Annotated in this window: 13 protein-coding genes, 1 tRNA gene and 1 pseudogene; 14 read left to right on the forward strand and 1 reads right to left on the reverse strand. The window is 41.1% G+C overall.

Features of this window, described 5'->3' with window-relative positions:
* The 12 genes and pseudogenes from RMA94_RS00005 to RMA94_RS00060 all read left to right on the forward strand — a co-directional run.
* Positions 1-159: pseudogene (locus tag RMA94_RS00005) on the forward strand (elongation factor Tu); the annotation flags it as partial.
* 60 nt (positions 160-219) lie between these two features.
* Positions 220-295, forward strand: a tRNA-Trp gene (locus RMA94_RS00010).
* Between the two features lie 75 nt (positions 296-370).
* Positions 371-811: a preprotein translocase subunit SecE gene (gene secE, locus RMA94_RS00015; protein WP_002114837.1), complete on the forward strand. Its 441-nt coding sequence runs from the start codon at positions 371-373 to the stop codon at positions 809-811.
* 7 nt (positions 812-818) lie between these two features.
* On the forward strand, positions 819-1,352 hold the full coding sequence (nusG, locus tag RMA94_RS00020) for a transcription termination/antitermination protein NusG (protein ID WP_002115092.1): 534 nt from the start codon (positions 819-821) through the stop codon (positions 1,350-1,352).
* A 109-nt stretch (positions 1,353-1,461) separates the two neighbouring features.
* Positions 1,462-1,890: a 50S ribosomal protein L11 gene (rplK, locus tag RMA94_RS00025; protein WP_001074682.1), complete on the forward strand. Its 429-nt coding sequence runs from the start codon at positions 1,462-1,464 to the stop codon at positions 1,888-1,890.
* Positions 1,891-1,893: 3 nt separating this feature from the next.
* Positions 1,894-2,589 (forward strand): 50S ribosomal protein L1, encoded by a 696-nt coding sequence (rplA, locus tag RMA94_RS00030; protein WP_005804118.1) that lies wholly within the window; start codon positions 1,894-1,896, stop codon positions 2,587-2,589.
* 311 nt (positions 2,590-2,900) lie between these two features.
* Positions 2,901-3,407 carry a 50S ribosomal protein L10 gene (rplJ, locus tag RMA94_RS00035; protein ID WP_002115099.1) on the forward strand — a complete coding sequence of 169 codons (507 nt, stop codon included), beginning with the start codon at positions 2,901-2,903 and terminating at the stop codon, positions 3,405-3,407.
* Between the two features lie 42 nt (positions 3,408-3,449).
* Positions 3,450-3,821, forward strand: a complete 372-nt coding sequence (gene rplL / locus RMA94_RS00040; RefSeq protein WP_001229360.1) for a 50S ribosomal protein L7/L12 — start codon at positions 3,450-3,452, stop codon at positions 3,819-3,821.
* 304 nt (positions 3,822-4,125) lie between these two features.
* The gene (gene rpoB, locus RMA94_RS00045) at positions 4,126-8,214 is read left to right on the forward strand and encodes a DNA-directed RNA polymerase subunit beta (RefSeq protein WP_002114857.1); all 4,089 of its coding nucleotides are present in this window, start codon (positions 4,126-4,128) and stop codon (positions 8,212-8,214) included.
* Positions 8,215-8,300: 86 nt separating this feature from the next.
* Positions 8,301-12,494, forward strand: a complete 4,194-nt coding sequence (rpoC, locus tag RMA94_RS00050; protein WP_002114988.1) for a DNA-directed RNA polymerase subunit beta' — start codon at positions 8,301-8,303, stop codon at positions 12,492-12,494.
* A gap of 180 nt (positions 12,495-12,674) precedes the next feature.
* A complete protein-coding gene (locus RMA94_RS00055) occupies positions 12,675-13,040 on the forward strand; it encodes a hypothetical protein (RefSeq protein WP_005065793.1) in 366 nt (121 codons plus the stop codon).
* Positions 13,041-13,246: 206 nt separating this feature from the next.
* Positions 13,247-13,603, forward strand: coding sequence for a hypothetical protein (locus RMA94_RS00060; RefSeq protein WP_002115127.1), 357 nt, complete (start codon positions 13,247-13,249; stop codon positions 13,601-13,603).
* A gap of 43 nt (positions 13,604-13,646) precedes the next feature.
* Here RMA94_RS00060 and RMA94_RS00065 read toward each other — a convergent pair whose 3' ends face one another.
* Positions 13,647-14,132 (reverse strand): DUF4442 domain-containing protein, encoded by a 486-nt coding sequence (locus tag RMA94_RS00065; RefSeq protein ID WP_005079397.1) that lies wholly within the window; start codon positions 14,130-14,132, stop codon positions 13,647-13,649.
* Between the two features lie 117 nt (positions 14,133-14,249).
* Here RMA94_RS00065 and RMA94_RS00070 point away from each other — a divergent pair, with 117 nt between their 5' ends.
* Together RMA94_RS00070 and RMA94_RS00075 are read left to right on the forward strand one after the other, a co-directional pair.
* Positions 14,250-15,128, forward strand: a complete 879-nt coding sequence (locus RMA94_RS00070; RefSeq protein ID WP_311081381.1) for an alpha/beta fold hydrolase — start codon at positions 14,250-14,252, stop codon at positions 15,126-15,128.
* A gap of 101 nt (positions 15,129-15,229) precedes the next feature.
* Positions 15,230-16,654: a Na+/H+ antiporter family protein gene (locus RMA94_RS00075; RefSeq protein ID WP_002114813.1), complete on the forward strand. Its 1,425-nt coding sequence runs from the start codon at positions 15,230-15,232 to the stop codon at positions 16,652-16,654.
* Positions 16,655-16,936: the final 282 nt, after the last annotated feature.

The raw sequence follows: 16,936 nt of genomic DNA on the forward strand, positions 1-16,936 counted from the left end.
CAATTACAAGACGGCGTTGAAATGGTTATGCCAGGCGACAACGTTGAAATGTCAGTAGAATTAATCCACCCAATCGCAATGGACCCAGGTCTACGTTTTGCGATCCGTGAAGGTGGTCGTACTGTAGGTGCTGGTGTTGTTGCGAAAGTAACTGCATAAGCATATTATAGTGACGGATTACGTCTCAGGTTGAGGGCTTTGGCTCTCAACTTGCATTATAGGTCAGTAGTTCAATTGGTAGAGCGTCGGTCTCCAAAACCGAATGTTGGGGGTTCGAGTCCCTCCTGACCTGCCATATTTTGAAATAAAAAGCTTGATGCTGGCTTAGTTGTTCATATAATAAGTCGCGAGTTCTACGACGAGTACAAAAATGTCGAATGATAAATCGCGTGACGCATTGAGCGACGCGCCAATTCCTCAAAGAAATAATTCTGCTGAAGTTGTTCGTTCTGGTTCGCCTTTAGATATTGTTCTATGGGTGATTGCAATAGCATTGTTGCTTTTAGCTACCATGGTGAATCAACATTTGCCAGCGTATTGGGCACCTGCAAATAATGTTTGGGTGCGCGTTGGGGCAATTTTTGCTTGTATCGTTGTGGCTTTAGGTTTATTATACGCCACCCATCAAGGTAAAGGCTTCGTTCGCTTGCTAAAAGATGCACGAGTCGAATTGCGTCGAGTAACTTGGCCAACAAAACAAGAAACAGTCACTACATCGTGGCAGGTTCTATTGGTTGTAGTTGTCGCATCATTGGTTTTATGGTGCTTTGACTATGGTTTGGGTTGGTTAATTAAGTTGATTATCGGGTAAAAGAGCTATGAAACGTTGGTACATTATTCATGCCTACTCTGGCTATGAAAAACAAGTGATGCGTTCACTTACAGAACGAATCCAGCGTAGCGCTGTTGCCGATAGCTTTGGTGATGTCCTTGTTCCTACCGAAGAAGTGGTGGAAATGAAGGATGGTAAGAAACGTAAATCTGAGCGTAAATTCTTTCCTGGCTATGTGTTAGTCGAAATGGAAATGAATGATGATACTTGGCATATCGTTAAAGAATGTCCAAAGGTTCTAGGTTTTATTGGTGGCACACCTGAAAAACCAGCACCAATCACTCAACGTGAAGCAGATGCGATTCTTGCGCGTGTACGTAATACTGGTGAAGCGCCACGTCCTAAAACGATGTTTGAGCCAGGTGAAGAATTACTTGTTATTGACGGTCCATTCACAGACTTTAAAGGTGTGGTGGAAGAGGTTCAATACGATAAGTCACGTTTAACGTTGACGATTAATGTATTTAATCGACCAACTCAGGTTGAACTCGAGTTTCGCCAAGTCGAAAAAACGATTTAATCTCAATTGGTTGAAAAGCGCCCGATTTTATCGGGCATTGTTGTTGTAACAGTAGTGTTGCGTAAAGATTGGGGAGCCTAGCGGCGTTTGTACCCAGAGGTATTTTAAAATGGCTAAGAAGATTGACGGCTATATCAAGCTGCAAGTTCCAGCTGGTAAAGCAAATCCATCTCCACCAATTGGTCCTGCGTTAGGTCAACGTGGTGTAAACATCATGGCATTCTGTAAAGAATTCAATGCTGCTACACAAAAAGTTGAACCAGGTCTTCCAATTCCTGTAGTGATTACTGTGTACAACGACAAGTCGTTCACATTCATCATGAAAACTCCTCCAGCTTCTATTCTTCTTAAGAAAGCTGCTGGTATTCAAAAGGGTTCATCTGTACCAAACAAAACTAAAGTTGGTAAGTTGACTCGTGCTCAGTTAGAAGAAATTGCGACTACTAAAGAACCGGATTTAACTGGTGCTGATTTAGACGCACGTGTTCGTACCATCGCTGGTTCTGCACGTTCTATGGGCTTGGAAGTGGAGCTATAAGACATGGCAAAGTTAACTAAACGTCAAAAAGCCATTGCTGCTGCTGTTGAAGCAAACAAAGTTTACACTTTGGAAGAGGCAGTACAAGTTCTTAACAGCCTACCTGCTGCAAAGTTCAAAGAATCTTTGGATGTAGCTGTAAATCTTGGTGTAGACCCACGTAAATCTGACCAGGTTGTTCGTGGTGCAACTACATTACCTGCAGGTACTGGTAAAACTGTACGTGTAGCTGTATTTGCTCAAGGCGCGCAAGCAGAAGCTGCTAAAGAAGCTGGTGCTGATGTTGTAGGTTTTGATGACCTTGCTGAAAGCATCCAAGGTGGAAACCTTGACTTTGATGTTGTAATCGCTGCTCCTGACGCTATGCGTGTTGTTGGTAAGCTCGGTACAATTCTTGGTCCACGTGGTTTAATGCCAAACCCTAAAGTTGGTACTGTAACTCCTGACGTAGCGAATGCTGTTAAAAACGCTAAATCTGGTCAGGCTCGTTACCGTGTAGACAAAGCGGGTATTATCCATGCTGCGATCGGTCAAGTAGGCTTTGATGCTGCTGCTATCCGTCAAAACGTTGAAACTTTAGTTGCTGACTTGAAAAAGTTAAAACCTGCAACTTCTAAAGGTGTATACATCAAAAAGATCACTTTGAGCTCAACTATGGGTCCTGGTCTTACTGTTGATGTAAACAACGTTTCTAACTAAGTTTAGACTTAGTAAAGAATTTTAAAGTCCTGATTGGGGACAGAACTTAAATAGAAATATTTTTCTATTTGGTTGGGTAGGGCAAAGCTTTATCCCTTACTCATCAGGCGGACTTTGAATTGATAAATGAGAATTTATCAGCGTCAAAGACCTCAGGCGAAAAGATGTCATTTTCGAATAGCACTTTTCTTAATAAACCAGCCTGCGTAGACGCGGTGGTGTGATTTGTTCCTCCTCCGCGTGTAAGTCGAAAGGCTTACGAATTGGGAGTGTGCCCATTGGGTACATAAATCACCTTAGGAGGTTTTACAATGGCTCTTCTTATTGAAGACAAAAAACAGATCGTTGCGGAAGTAAGTGAAGTTGCTTCTAAGGCGTTTGCAGCCGTTGTTGCTGACTACCAAGGTTTAAGCGTAGAGCAATTAACAACACTTCGTGTTGAAGCTCGTAAGTTAGGTGTTTCTACACGTATTGTACGTAACACTTTAGCTAAACGCGCACTTCAAGATACTCAATTCAATATCTTGAACGACAACCTTGTTGGTCCAACAATTCTAGGTTTTTCAACTTCTGAAGATGACATGGGTGCAGCTGCACGTTTGTTCGAAGATTTTGCTAAAACTAACAAAGCATTTGAATTAAAAGCTGCTGCATTTGACGGCAAAGTTTATCAAGGTGCTGACGTTAGCGTAATTGCAAACCTTCCGAACCAAGAGAAAGCTCTTACTATGCTTGCCTCTGTCCTTCAAGCTCCTATTTCGAAATTGGGTCGCCTTATTACAGCGCTCAAAGAGAAAAACGAGTCAGAAGCTGCTTAATCAATTTTACACACCATTCAATATCCATTTGGAGTTATTCTCATGGCTTTAACTAACGAAGAAATCTTAAACGCAGTTGCTGAAAAAACTGTTCTTGAACTTGTTGAATTAATTTCTGCTTTCGAAGAGAAATTCAACGTTTCAGCTGCAGCTGTTGCTGTTGCTGCTCCAGCTGGTGGCGCTGCTGCTGCTGCTGAAGAACAATCTGAATTCAACGTTGAGTTGACTTCTTTCGGTGCTAACAAAGTAGCTGTAATTAAAGCAGTTCGTGAAGCAACTGGCCTTGGTCTTAAAGAAGCTAAAGACCTAGTTGAAGGTGCTCCTCAAGTTCTTAAAGAAGGCGTTTCTAAAGAAGAAGGCGAAGAACTTAAGAAGAAACTTGAAGAAGCTGGTGCTACAGTTACACTTAAGTAATTGTAAAAGGAGTCGGTTTTTAAATCGGCTCCATAAAATGGCTGATGGCTCTTGGGTCATCAGCCTTTTTGCGTTACAATAATCGGCTCGATTTTTGTTAGTTTTGTTTGATTTTTGAGAAAATCAAAATAAGACAAGTAATTTCAAATGTTTACCAATATTTTTCTTTTTTAAAAATATTGTTAAGCGTTTTTATACCACTAAAAATTGCAGCATTTGTAAACAGTGGTGGCCATATCGGCCTGCGTAATTCCTTCTGAGCCCGTTCTGCAGGCGGGCTTAGTTTACTTTCCGAGGACTCCAGATGGCATACTCATATACCGAAAAGAAACGGATCCGTAAGAATTTTGGTAAATTGCCCCAAGTAATGGATGCACCGTACTTACTTTCGATTCAGGTCGATTCGTACAGAACATTCTTGCAAGATGGCAAAACTCCAAAAAACCGCGAAGATATCGGTCTCCAAGCCGCATTTCGTTCAGTTTTTCCTATCGAAAGTTATTCTGGCAATGCTGCTTTAGAATTTGTTGAGTATAGCCTTGGTAAACCTGAGTTCGATGTACGCGAATGTATTCTTCGTGGTTCGACTTATGCGGCACCAATGCGCGTTAAAATTCGTTTGATTATTAAAGATCGCGAAACTAAATCAATTAAAGACGTAAGAGAACAAGAAGTCTATATGGGTGAAATCCCACTCATGACTGAAAATGGTACATTCGTCATTAATGGTACTGAGCGTGTAATCGTATCTCAATTACATCGTTCACCAGGCGTTTTCTTTGATCACGATAAAGGTAAAACCCACTCAAGTGGTAAAGTGTTGTATTCAGCACGTATCATTCCTTACCGTGGTTCATGGTTAGACTTTGAATTTGATGCAAAAGACTTAGTTTACGTACGTATTGACCGTCGTCGTAAATTACTTGCTACTGTTGTGTTACGTGCACTAGGTTATAACAACGAACAAATCTTGAATTTGTTCTATGAAAAAGTACCTGTGTATCTTGATATGGGCAGTTACCAGATTGACCTAGTCCCTGAACGTTTACGTGGGGAAATGGCTCAATTTGATATTGCTGATAATGACGGTAAAGTTATTGTTGAGCAAGGTAAACGTATTAATGCTCGTCACGTACGTCAAATGGAAGCTGCTGGTTTAACAAAACTTTCAGTTCCTGATGAATACTTATATGAGCGTATCACTGCTGAAAATATTACTTTGCGTGATGGTGAAGTAATTGCTGCGAATACTTTGTTAAGCCATGAAGTTATGGTGAAGTTGGCAGAAGGTGGTGTTAAACAGTTCAATATCTTGTTTACGAACGATATTGACCGTGGTTCGTTTGTTGCTGACACTTTGCGTGCAGATACAACAGCTGGTCGTGAAGAAGCATTAGTTGAAATTTATAAAGTAATGCGTCCAGGCGAGCCGCCAACAAAAGAAGCTGCTGAAAACTTATTCAATAACTTATTCTTCTCTTCTGAGCGTTATGACTTATCTCCAGTAGGTCGTATGAAGTTCAACCGTCGTTTGGGTCGTCCATACGAAGTTGGTACTGACCAGAAGTCACGTGAAGTAGAAGGTATTTTATCGCACGAAGATATCATTGATGTATTACGTACATTAGTTGAAATCCGTAACGGTAAAGGTGAAGTCGACGATATCGATCACTTGGGTAACCGTCGTGTACGTTCTGTTGGTGAAATGACTGAAAACCAATTCCGTGTTGGTTTAGTTCGTGTTGAACGTGCAGTTAAAGAACGTTTAAGCCAAGCAGAAACAGATAACTTGTCTCCACAAGATCTAATTAACGCTAAACCAGTTGCAGCTGCAATCAAAGAATTCTTTGGTTCAAGCCAATTATCTCAGTTCATGGACCAAAACAACCCATTATCTGAGATTACGCATAAGCGTCGTGTATCTGCGCTTGGGCCTGGTGGTTTAACACGTGAACGTGCGGGCTTTGAAGTACGTGACGTACATCAAACTCACTATGGTCGTGTATGTCCAATTGAAACGCCGGAAGGTCCAAACATTGGTTTGATCAACTCGCTTTCAGTATATGCAAAAGCAAATGACTTTGGTTTCTTGGAAACACCTTACCGTAAAGTTGTAGATGGTCGAGTAACTGATGCAGTTGAATACCTTTCTGCGATTGAAGAAGTAGGTACTGTTATTGCACAGGCCGATTCTGCAGTAGATAAAGATGGCAACTTAACAGAAGAGTTTGTTTCTGTTCGTCATCAAGGTGAATTCGTACGTATGCCACCAGAAAAAGTGACGCATATGGATGTTTCTGCTCAGCAGGTTGTATCTGTTGCTGCATCACTTATTCCATTCCTTGAACACGATGACGCGAACCGTGCACTTATGGGTTCAAACATGCAACGTCAGGCAGTTCCTACTCTACGTGCGGATAAACCGCTTGTAGGTACAGGTATGGAAGCGAACGTTGCACGTGACTCAGGTGTGTGTGTAATCGCAAACCGTGGTGGTGCAATTGAATACGTAGATGCTTCTCGTATCGTTATTCGTGTAAACGAAGATGAAATGATCGCTGGTGAGGCTGGTGTAGATATCTACAACCTCATTAAATATACGCGTTCTAACCAGAACACTTGTATCAACCAAAATATTATCGTGAATTTGGGCGACAAAGTTGCTCGCGGTGATATCTTGGCAGACGGTCCGTCTACAGATATGGGTGAGCTTGCGCTTGGTCAAAACATGCGCGTTGCGTTCATGACTTGGAATGGTTACAACTATGAAGACTCGATCTTATTATCTGAGCGCGTACTTCAAGAAGACCGTTTAACTTCTATTCATATTCAAGAATTATCTTGTGTAGCGCGTGATACTAAGTTAGGTGCAGAAGAAATTACTGCCGATATTCCTAACGTTGGTGAAGCTGCACTTTCTAAACTTGATGAATCAGGTATCGTTTATATCGGTGCTGAAGTTACAGCAGGTGACATCCTTGTTGGTAAAGTAACGCCTAAAGGTGAAACTCAGTTAACTCCTGAAGAAAAATTGCTTCGTGCAATCTTTGGTGAGAAAGCAGCTGACGTTAAAGATTCATCTTTACGTGTTCCATCTGGTACAAAAGGTACAGTTATCGATGTTCAAGTCTTCACTCGTGATGGCTTAGAGAAAGATGACCGTGCATTAGCGATCGAAAAAGCACAACTTGATGCTTACCGTAAAGACTTGAAAGAAGAATACAAGATCTTTGAAGAAGCAGCTCGTGAGCGTGTAATTCGTTTGCTTAAAGGCCAAGAGTCTAATGGTGGTGGTTCAACTAAACGTGGTGACAAACTCGTTGAAGAAGTGTTGTCTGGTTTAGAGCTTGTTGATTTACTTGAAATTCAACCGGCAGATGAAGCAATCGCTGAGCGTTTAACTCAAATTCAAGTGTTCTTAAAAGAAAAGAGCGCAGAAATTGACGAGAAATTCGCTGAGAAGAAACGTAAGCTTGCAACAGGTGATGAATTAACAACTGGCGTATTGAAAGTTGTTAAAGTTTACTTAGCTGTTAAACGTCGTATTCAGCCTGGTGATAAGATGGCTGGTCGTCACGGTAACAAGGGTGTTGTATCTAACATCTTACCTGTTGAAGACATGCCACACGACGCTAATGGTGTACCAGTAGATATCGTATTAAACCCGTTGGGCGTACCATCTCGTATGAACGTGGGTCAGATTCTTGAGACTCACTTAGGTATGGCGGCTAAAGGGCTTGGTGATAAAATCGAGAAAATGTTGAAAGAACAGCGTACAGTTTTAGAACTGCGTGAATTCTTAGACAAGATTTATAACAAAGTCGGTGGTGAGCAAGAAGATCTTGATAGCTTAACTGATGCTGAAGTCTTGGCACTTTCAGGCAACTTACGTGCTGGTGTACCTTTGGCTACTCCTGTATTCGATGGTGCTGAAGAAAGTCAAATTAAAGACTTGCTTGAGTTAGCTGGTATCTCTCGTACAGGTCAAACAGTATTGTTTGATGGCCGTACTGGTGAACAGTTTGATCGTCCTGTAACTGTAGGTTACATGTACATGCTCAAATTGAACCACTTGGTTGATGACAAGATGCATGCGCGTTCAACAGGTTCTTACTCTCTTGTTACACAGCAACCGCTTGGTGGTAAAGCACAATTCGGTGGTCAGCGTTTCGGTGAGATGGAGGTCTGGGCACTCGAAGCTTACGGCGCAGCATATACTCTCCAAGAGATGTTAACTGTTAAGTCGGATGACGTTGAAGGTCGTACACGCATCTATAAGAATATTGTAGATGGTAACCATTATATGGATCCGGGTATGCCTGAATCGTTCAACGTATTGACCAAAGAGATCCGTTCTTTAGGTATCAACATTGAACTGAAAAATGGTGATTAAGTCGTAAGACTCACGATTTTTTAGGTAAAAACAATATTTGTGACCCAGTCGGGTAAGCGTTGCTTCCCGACACACGGAGAAAAAAATTGAAAGACTTGCTCGATATCATGCGTAAGAAAACGGACTCAGATGGTCATGCACCAATTGAGTTTGACCGTATCCGTATTGGTCTTGCGTCACCAGAAATGATTAAGTCATGGTCTCATGGTGAAGTTAAAAAACCTGAGACAATTAACTACCGTACTTTTAAACCAGAACGTGACGGTTTGTTCTGTGCCAAAATTTTTGGTCCAGTAAAAGATTACGAATGCTTGTGTGGTAAATACAAGCGTATGAAATACAAAGGCGTCATTTGTGAAAAATGTGGCGTTGAAGTAACTACAGCGAAAGTTCGTCGTGAACGTATGGGTCACATTGAACTTGCTTCTCCAGTTGCACATATCTGGTTCTTAAAATCGTTACCGAGCCGTATCGGTTTATTATTAGATATGACACTTCGTGATATCGAACGTGTATTGTATTTCGAATCATACGTTGTAACTGACCCAGGTATGACTCCGTTTGAAAAGTATCAACTTTTAACAGACGAAGAATACTTCAATGCACTTGAAGAACACGGTGATGAATTCACTGCGAAAATGGGTGCAGAAGCGGTTCAGGACTTGTTGAAAGATATCGATCTTGAAGCTGAAATCGCACGTTTACGTGAAGAAATTCCTCAAACAACTTCTGAAACGAAGTTGAAAAAAGCGTCTAAACGCTTGAAATTGATGGAAGCATTCAAAGATTCAAACAACAAGCCAGAATGGATGGTGATGAATGTACTTCCAGTACTTCCACCTGATTTACGTCCATTAGTTCCACTTGAAGGTGGTCGTTTCGCGACTTCTGACTTGAACGATTTATACCGTCGTGTCATTAACCGTAACAACCGTTTGAAGCGTCTTCTTGACCTTGCTGCTCCAGATATCATCGTACGTAACGAAAAACGTATGTTACAAGAATCTGTAGATGCATTGCTTGATAACGGTCGTCGTGGTCGTGCAATTACTGGTTCTAACAAGCGTCCATTAAAATCTTTGGCAGATATGATCAAAGGTAAACAAGGTCGTTTCCGTCAGAACTTATTAGGTAAGCGTGTTGACTATTCTGGTCGTTCGGTAATTACTGTAGGTCCTACTTTACGTCTTCACCAATGTGGTCTTCCGAAGAAAATGGCACTTGAATTATTCAAGCCATTCATTTTCGCGAAATTACAAGCTTCAGGTCAGGCAACAACCATTAAAGCTGCGAAGAAAATGGTTGAGCGTGAAACTCCGGAAGTTTGGGACGTTCTTGCTTCTGTAATTCGTCAACACCCAGTAATGTTGAACCGTGCGCCAACACTTCACCGTTTAGGTCTTCAAGCATTTGAACCTATTCTTATTGAAGGTAAGGCAATCCGTCTTCACCCACTCGTTTGTGCTGCGTTTAACGCCGACTTCGATGGTGACCAAATGGCGGTACACGTTCCATTGACACTTGAAGCACAGTTAGAAGCTCGTGCATTGATGATGTCAACAAACAACATCTTGTCACCAGCAAACGGTGAGCCAATCATCGTTCCTTCTCAGGACGTTGTCTTGGGTCTTTACTACATCACACGTGATGCTGTAAATGCCAAAGGTGAAGGCATGGTGTTTGCGGATACTCATGAAGTAAACCGTGCACTTGCTACTGGTCAGGTTGCGATCCATGCGCGTGTTAAAGTACGTGTACACCAAACTGTTATCAATGAAAATGGTGAACGTGAACACCAAACTATTATTGTTGATACAACACCTGGTCGTTGTTTGCTTTGGGAAATTGTTCCACAAGGCTTAAGCTTTGACATGATCAACCTTGAGATGACTAAAAAGAACATCTCTAAATTGATCAACTCTTGCTACCGTAAACTTGGTTTGAAAGATACAGTTATCTTTGCTGACCAATTAATGTACTTGGGCTTCCGTCAAGCGACTCGTTCAGGTGTATCTGTAGGTATGGAAGACATGCTCATTCCACCTACTAAGCACACAATTATTGATAAAGCAGAAACAGAAGTTCGTGAAATCGAACAACAGTTCGAACAAGGTTTCGTAACTGCTGGTGAGCGTTATAACAAAGTTGTCGATATCTGGGCGCGTACAAACGACCAAGTTGCTAAAGCAATGATGGATAACTTGTCTTATACACTTGTTAAAAACAAACAAGGTGAAGACGAGAAACAAAAATCATTCAACAGCATCTATATGATGTCTGACTCTGGTGCCCGTGGTAGTGCGGCACAGATTCGTCAGCTTGCTGGTATGCGTGGTTTGATGGCAAAACCGGATGGCTCAATTATTGAGACTCCGATTAAAGCGAACTTCCGTGAAGGTTTAACAGTACTTCAGTACTTTATTTCAACACACGGTGCGCGTAAAGGTTTGGCCGATACAGCATTGAAAACTGCGAACTCTGGTTACTTGACTCGTCGTCTTGTAGACGTAGCGCAAGACTTGGTAATTACTGAACCTGACTGTGGTACAGCGGGTGGTTTAGTAATGACTCCATTCATTCAGGGTGGTGATGTCATCGAGCCATTACGTGACCGCGTATTAGGTCGTGTAACTGCTGAAGACGTACGTCGTGCATCTGATGATGAAGTTGTATTACCTCGCGGTACGTTAATTGACGAGAAAATCGCAGCTCAGCTTGAAGAAGCTGGTGTCGATGAAGTTAAAGTACGCTCAGTAATCGCATGTGAATCAACATTCGGTGTTTGTGCCCGTTGTTATGGTCGTGACCTCGCACGTGGTCACTTGGTGAACCCAGGTGAGTCAGTCGGTGTAATGGCTGCACAGTCAATCGGTGAGCCAGGTACACAGTTAACGATGCGTACGTTCCACGTTGGTGGTGCTGCGAGCCGAACTTCTGCTGCGAACAGTGTTCAAGTACGTAACAAAGGTACTGTACGTTTCCATAACGTGAAAACTGTACAACATGCAAAAGGCCACTTGGTTTCAGTTTCACGTTCAGGTGAAATTGGTATTGCCGATGATTTAGGTCGTGAGCGCGAGCGTTATAAACTTCCGTACGGTGCAAGCATCTTGTTGAAAGATGGTGAAGCTGTAGAAGCTGGCGGTATCGTAGCGACTTGGGATCCGCATACACATCCATTAGTAACAGAAGTTGCTGGTAAAGCGCGCTTCAGCCAAATCGCTGATGGCGTAACTGCAACATCGAAAACTGATGATGCAACTGGTATGACTACTGTTGAAATCTTGCCTGTAACAGCTCGTCCTGCTTCTGGTAAGGATTTACGTCCTGCAATCGTGTTGGATACAACAGATGGCGGTGAACAGTTCTACTTCTTGCCACAAAATACAATCGTAACTGTTCGTGATGGCGAAACGATTGGTGTGGGTGACGTTATTGGTCGTGTACCACAAGAAACATCACGTACTCGTGATATTACCGGTGGTCTTCCGCGTGTAGCTGACTTGTTCGAAGCGCGTAAGCCAAAAGAGCATGCAATTCTTGCTGAAGTATCAGGTGTTGTAAGCTTCGGTAAAGAGACTAAGGGTAAAAACCGTTTGGTAATTACTCCTGATGATGGTTCTGAGATTTACGAAGAATTGATTCCAAAATGGCGTCAAATCAACGTATTCGAAGGCGAGCATGTGAACCGTGGTGAGACTATTTCTGATGGTCCACAAAACCCACATGACATCTTGCGCTTGAAAGGTGAAGTTGCATTAACTAACTACATCGTGAACGAAGTTCAAGACGTTTACCGTCTCCAAGGTGTAAAAATCAACGATAAGCACATTGAAGTTATCGTACGTCAAATGTTGCGTAAAGTTGATATCACTGATGGCGGTGATACAAGCTTCATTAAAGGCGAGCAAGTGGATTACATCCGCGTTGTTCAAGAGAACCAAGCTGTCTTGGCTCAGAACAAGTTCCCTGCGAAGTTTGAACGTCAATTGATGGGTATTACGAAAGCATCGCTTTCTACTGACTCGTTCATCTCTGCTGCATCGTTCCAGGAAACAACTCGTGTGTTAACTGAAGCGGCTGTAACAGGTAAAGAAGATGATTTACGTGGCTTGAAAGAAAACGTTGTAGTAGGTCGTTTGATTCCAGCAGGTACTGGTCTCGCGTACCACTTAGAGCGTCGTCGTCAAGAAGCAGAAGCTGCAGAGCATGAGCTTCATAATGACTTCAGCGAAGTAGACCAAGCATTTAGCCAAGCATTAAACTCTGAACAATTCTAAGTTTAGACTGGCACTAAAAAAGGCACCTTAGGGTGCCTTTTTTATATACATTTATTTATAACAATTTTAAATTGTAATTACATAAACATATTAAAGAGCCATTATTTTATTACTTAAGCGGGATAAATACTCCACAAAAACACACTAGGCTACCTGCTTATGAAGACTGGAGTAAATCTAATGAAAAAAATGATGATGATTGTTAGTGTTGGCCTGATGTCTACAACTTTGTTTGTTGGTTGTCAGAATGCAAGCCCAGAAAGTCAACGTATTGGTTCAGCTGCTATTGGTGGTGGCGCAGGTGGTGCAGTAGGAAAACACGTGGGCGGTAATATAGGTGCAGGTCTAGGAGCGGCACTCGGTGCAGGTGTTGCGGCTAATGCAAAAGGGTCTAGCAGTAAAACCGTACGTAATAGTGCAATTGGTGCTGGTGTCGGCGCTGTATTAGGTGGAGCAATTATTGGTGGTGACGCTGGTGCTGCTACAGGTGGAGCATTGGGTGGTAGTGCCGGTGCAGCCTATGAAGAGAAGAAAGGGAAGTACTAAAAGTATCCTTAATAATTGTTAAACTATAGAAGTCTTTATGTGATTAAAGACTTCTTTTTTATAATTAAAATTTTGCTTAATAAATATAAAAGGCAGAGCTTTACAAAATATCAATCGATTAGGACAGACGGATAACACAATCTGATCAAATTCCTCATAAAAGGGGATTATTCTTTTCTCTAGAACAGATCATTGTGAGAACGGTCATGAAAAAAACAATTGGATTAGTTTCTGCTTTAATGTTGTCTACACTTATGTTCACAGGCTGCCAAAATATGAGCCCATCTGACCAACGTATTGGTGCAGCAGCAGCAGGTGGAGCACTTGGTGGTGGTTTAGGTAACCATGTAGGTGGTGGTATTGGTGCAGGCTTAGGCGCAGCGGTAGGTGCAGGCGTAGGTTCTAATACCCAAGGCGGCAGTAAACAGACAACGACTAAGAGTGCGATTGGTGCTGGTATCGGTTCAGTCGTAGGTAAAGCACTGATTGGTGGTGACTCTGGTGCTGCAATTGGCGGTGCGATCGGTGGTGGTGCTGGTGCTGCGATTGAAGAGAAAAGATAAAAAATTAACAAATAAAAAAATAAGCGCTTTTAGCGCTTATTTTTTATTGAGGAAAAGGTTTCGCTTTTTTACGTCTGATATAAAGCGTTTTTTGAACCTCTGCAATTCTTACCCCAGATTCATCAAAAATGTTTAGATGATATGTTCTTAAAACAGGTTCATAGTTCTCGGCAAGTTCACGAATTTGTTCTATTTCAGCTAAATCAACTCGAATATCTGCATGTACAGTACTGCGTCCTGGAGAAAGAAAATTGATTTCGGCAGCTTTGTCCCAAACAATATATTTTGATCCGAGATGATGCATAAGAATCATCATATAAAATGGGTCAACCATTGAATAAAGGCTTCCACCAAAATGTGTACCGACTAAATTTTGGTTTTTCCACGTCAGCGGCATTTTTACACGCACATGGCAAAGTTCTAAATTCATGATTTCAATATAAATCCCTGCGCCACGATAAGGGGGATAGTGATTAAATAGAAATTTTGAAATCGTAGGATTGTTCTGAAGTCTTCTTAAAATAGCCATAATAGTCAATTTTTTTTATTGCAACAGTATTCATACTAGATAAGTATCATCTTTTTTATATTGATGGCAATGCTCTATCCGACTAACGACATGATCGATTGAAAAACAAGATAGGAAATGATTATGCAGCCAAAAGTTCATACAGTAACAACAAGTGATCAACAAACGCTTTGTGCTAAAACATGGGGTGACGAAAAAAATACTCCCTTGGTTTTAGTACATGGCTATCCAGACAATCAAGAAGTATGGGAATCAATCATTGAGCATTTGATTAATGACTTCTACATTGTTACTTACGATGTACGTGGAGCTGGTTTGTCATCTATACCAAAACGTATACGTAATTACCGTTTAGAGCGTTTATCTCTAGATCTCCAAGAAGTTGTTGATGAGTTATTACCAAATCGTCAATTCCATATGGCTGCACATGATTGGGGATCAATTCAGTCTTGGGAGTCTGTCACCGAGCCTAAGTTCAAAGGTCGTTTATTATCATATACCACCATTTCTGGACCATGTCTTGATCATGCTGCTTTATTTTTACGTGATAAATTTAAATCTTCACCAGCTCAAATCTTAAAAATATTAACCAAATCTTGGTATATCGGGGCATTTCATCTTCCGTTATTAGCACCCACCGTATGGTCTCTATTTAGTCCTGAAAAATGGGGTAAAGTTCTTACTCAGTTGGAAAGGAAAAGTAATTTACCTTTAAATAATAATATTAATGCTGATGGTAAATATGGCATTAATTTATATCGTGCCAATTTTATTCCTCGCTTAACTGGCCCACGTCAACGTTATGCACAGTGTCCAGTTAAGGCTGTTATTTTAAAATATGATACTTTTGTGAGTCCTGAATACATCACTGAGGCTATGCCAAAGTGGGTTGAAAAATTTGAATATGTAGAGCTTAATGCAAATCACTGGGCAATTCTGAGTGAGCCAGAGAAAATAGCAACTCATATTCGTGAGTTTATTAAATCTCAAGCTTAACAGTGAAATAACTGCATAAAACTGTTAATTAGGCGATATTTTCGGCTTCATAGATATGAATCTGCTAGAATATCGCCTTTTGTTTTGCTCTGAACTTATTCATGAATGCTGTCGTTATTGCGATTGCAGTGATGTTCTTATTATCACTGGCGCGCGTTTCTGTCGTACTGACTTTAGTGGTTTCTGCCATTGTGGGCGGCCTCGTAGCAGGTTTAAGCCTTTCTCAAACCGTTGAAGCTTTTAACGCTGGTCTTGGCGATGGTGCTGAAGTTGCACTTGCCTATGCAGTGTTAGGGGCATTTGCTCTGGCACTTTCAAAATCTGGATTACCTGATTTACTTGCCCATAAGCTGATTGGTCTATTGGGAATGGAAGCTGGAAAAAGCCGTCAGACTAAAGTGAAATATCTCCTCTTAGGTATTTTATTAATTTCTGCTATTTTCTCTCAAAACCTTATTCCAGTTCATATTGCCTTTATTCCTGTACTGGTTCCGCCACTGTTACGGGTAATGAACCATTTAAAATTAGACCGCCGCGCCGCAGCCTGTGTACTTACGTTAGGTTTGGTTGGTACTTATATTTTTCTTCCGGTTGGATTTGGTGCAATTTTCCTTGAACAGATTCTGATGGGAAATATCAACAAAATTGGGGCAGCGTATGGCTTGCATGTTGATCGGGCAATGATGCCAATTGGCATGGCCATTCCTGTTTTAGGTATGGTGTTAGGCACCTTGGTTGCTGTATTTATTAGCTACCGTAAACCAAGAATTTATGCTGATCGTGCGATTACACCTGTGACCACGATTGATTTAGATAAACCTATTCGTGCAACTACTCAAGTTGAAACAGCCGACTTAAAAGCAGATGCTGAAGAGTTAAAGCATGAAGCAGAGCAAGCACCAGTTATTGCAAAGAAAACGATCTTGATGGCACTACTCGCGATTGGCTTGACACTTGCTGCGCAGCTGTATTCAGGTTCGATGATTTTGGGTGGTTTAGTCGGTTTTGCTGTTCTATCTACTGCCGGAATTTTTAAATGGCAAGATGCAGATGATGTTTTTGTACAAGGCATGCGAATGATGGCTTTAGTGGGCTTTATCATGATTTCTGCTGCCGGTTTCGCTTCAGTAATGACTCATACTGGTGATATTAATCAGTTAGTAAATGGTGTAGTCGAGATTATTGGAGATAACCGTGCACTTGCAGCATTCTTAATGCTTTGTATTGGCTTATTTGTGACAATTGGTATTGGTTCATCTTTCTCAAGTGTTCCTGTATTAGCTGTTATTTATGTGCCTTTATGTGTGCAGTTTGGTTTCTCACCATTAGCAACAATTGCACTTATTGGTACAGCAGCAGCATTAGGTGATGCTGGATCGCCAGCCTCTGACTCAACCTTAGGGCCAACAGCTGGTTTAGGGGTAGATGGGCAACACGATCATATTTGGGATACAGTCGTACCTACCTTTATTCACTTTAATATTCCGCTATTAATTTTTGGCTGGATCGCTGCAATGGTTTTATAAAGTTTTTATAAAATATTAAAGTGTAAACCTTCTTAATAATGATCTTTAGATTTAAATTAAGAAGGTTTTTTATTGTTTAAATAAAACATGTATTTAAAATAAATTATATTAAAATACTCGGAATTTAAAAGTATATTAAAATGGTTGGTAATATAAAATAATCTTGATTAATAAGGTTGGAATAAAAAACCTATTAAAATGGTTGGATAATATATAATTTTATTTAAAACAGTAATTTAAAAATAAACTATAAAATAATTTTATAATGAGTATTGCATGGTT

It is taken from the genome of Acinetobacter sp. V115_6 (genome assembly GCF_031799025.1).
Lineage (GTDB): Bacteria > Pseudomonadota > Gammaproteobacteria > Pseudomonadales > Moraxellaceae > Acinetobacter > Acinetobacter pittii.

Excerpts from the sequence above, each read along its gene's own strand:
- secE (WP_002114837.1), top strand. The coding sequence starts at position 371 with ATGTCGAATGATAAATCGCGTGACGCATTGAGCGACGCGCCAATTCCT.
- nusG (WP_002115092.1), top strand. The coding sequence starts at position 819 with ATGAAACGTTGGTACATTATTCATGCCTACTCTGGCTATGAAAAACAA.
- rplK (WP_001074682.1), top strand. The coding sequence starts at position 1,462 with ATGGCTAAGAAGATTGACGGCTATATCAAGCTGCAAGTTCCAGCTGGT.
- rplA (WP_005804118.1), top strand. The coding sequence starts at position 1,894 with ATGGCAAAGTTAACTAAACGTCAAAAAGCCATTGCTGCTGCTGTTGAA.
- rplJ (WP_002115099.1), top strand. The coding sequence starts at position 2,901 with ATGGCTCTTCTTATTGAAGACAAAAAACAGATCGTTGCGGAAGTAAGT.
- rplL (WP_001229360.1), top strand. The coding sequence starts at position 3,450 with ATGGCTTTAACTAACGAAGAAATCTTAAACGCAGTTGCTGAAAAAACT.
- rpoB (WP_002114857.1), top strand. The coding sequence starts at position 4,126 with ATGGCATACTCATATACCGAAAAGAAACGGATCCGTAAGAATTTTGGT.
- RMA94_RS00055 (WP_005065793.1), top strand. The coding sequence starts at position 12,675 with ATGAAAAAAATGATGATGATTGTTAGTGTTGGCCTGATGTCTACAACT.
- RMA94_RS00060 (WP_002115127.1), top strand. The coding sequence starts at position 13,247 with ATGAAAAAAACAATTGGATTAGTTTCTGCTTTAATGTTGTCTACACTT.
- RMA94_RS00065 (WP_005079397.1), bottom strand. The coding sequence starts at position 14,132 with ATGGCTATTTTAAGAAGACTTCAGAACAATCCTACGATTTCAAAATTT.
- RMA94_RS00070 (WP_311081381.1), top strand. The coding sequence starts at position 14,250 with ATGATTATGCAGCCAAAAGTTCATACAGTAACAACAAGTGATCAACAA.
- RMA94_RS00075 (WP_002114813.1), top strand. The coding sequence starts at position 15,230 with ATGAATGCTGTCGTTATTGCGATTGCAGTGATGTTCTTATTATCACTG.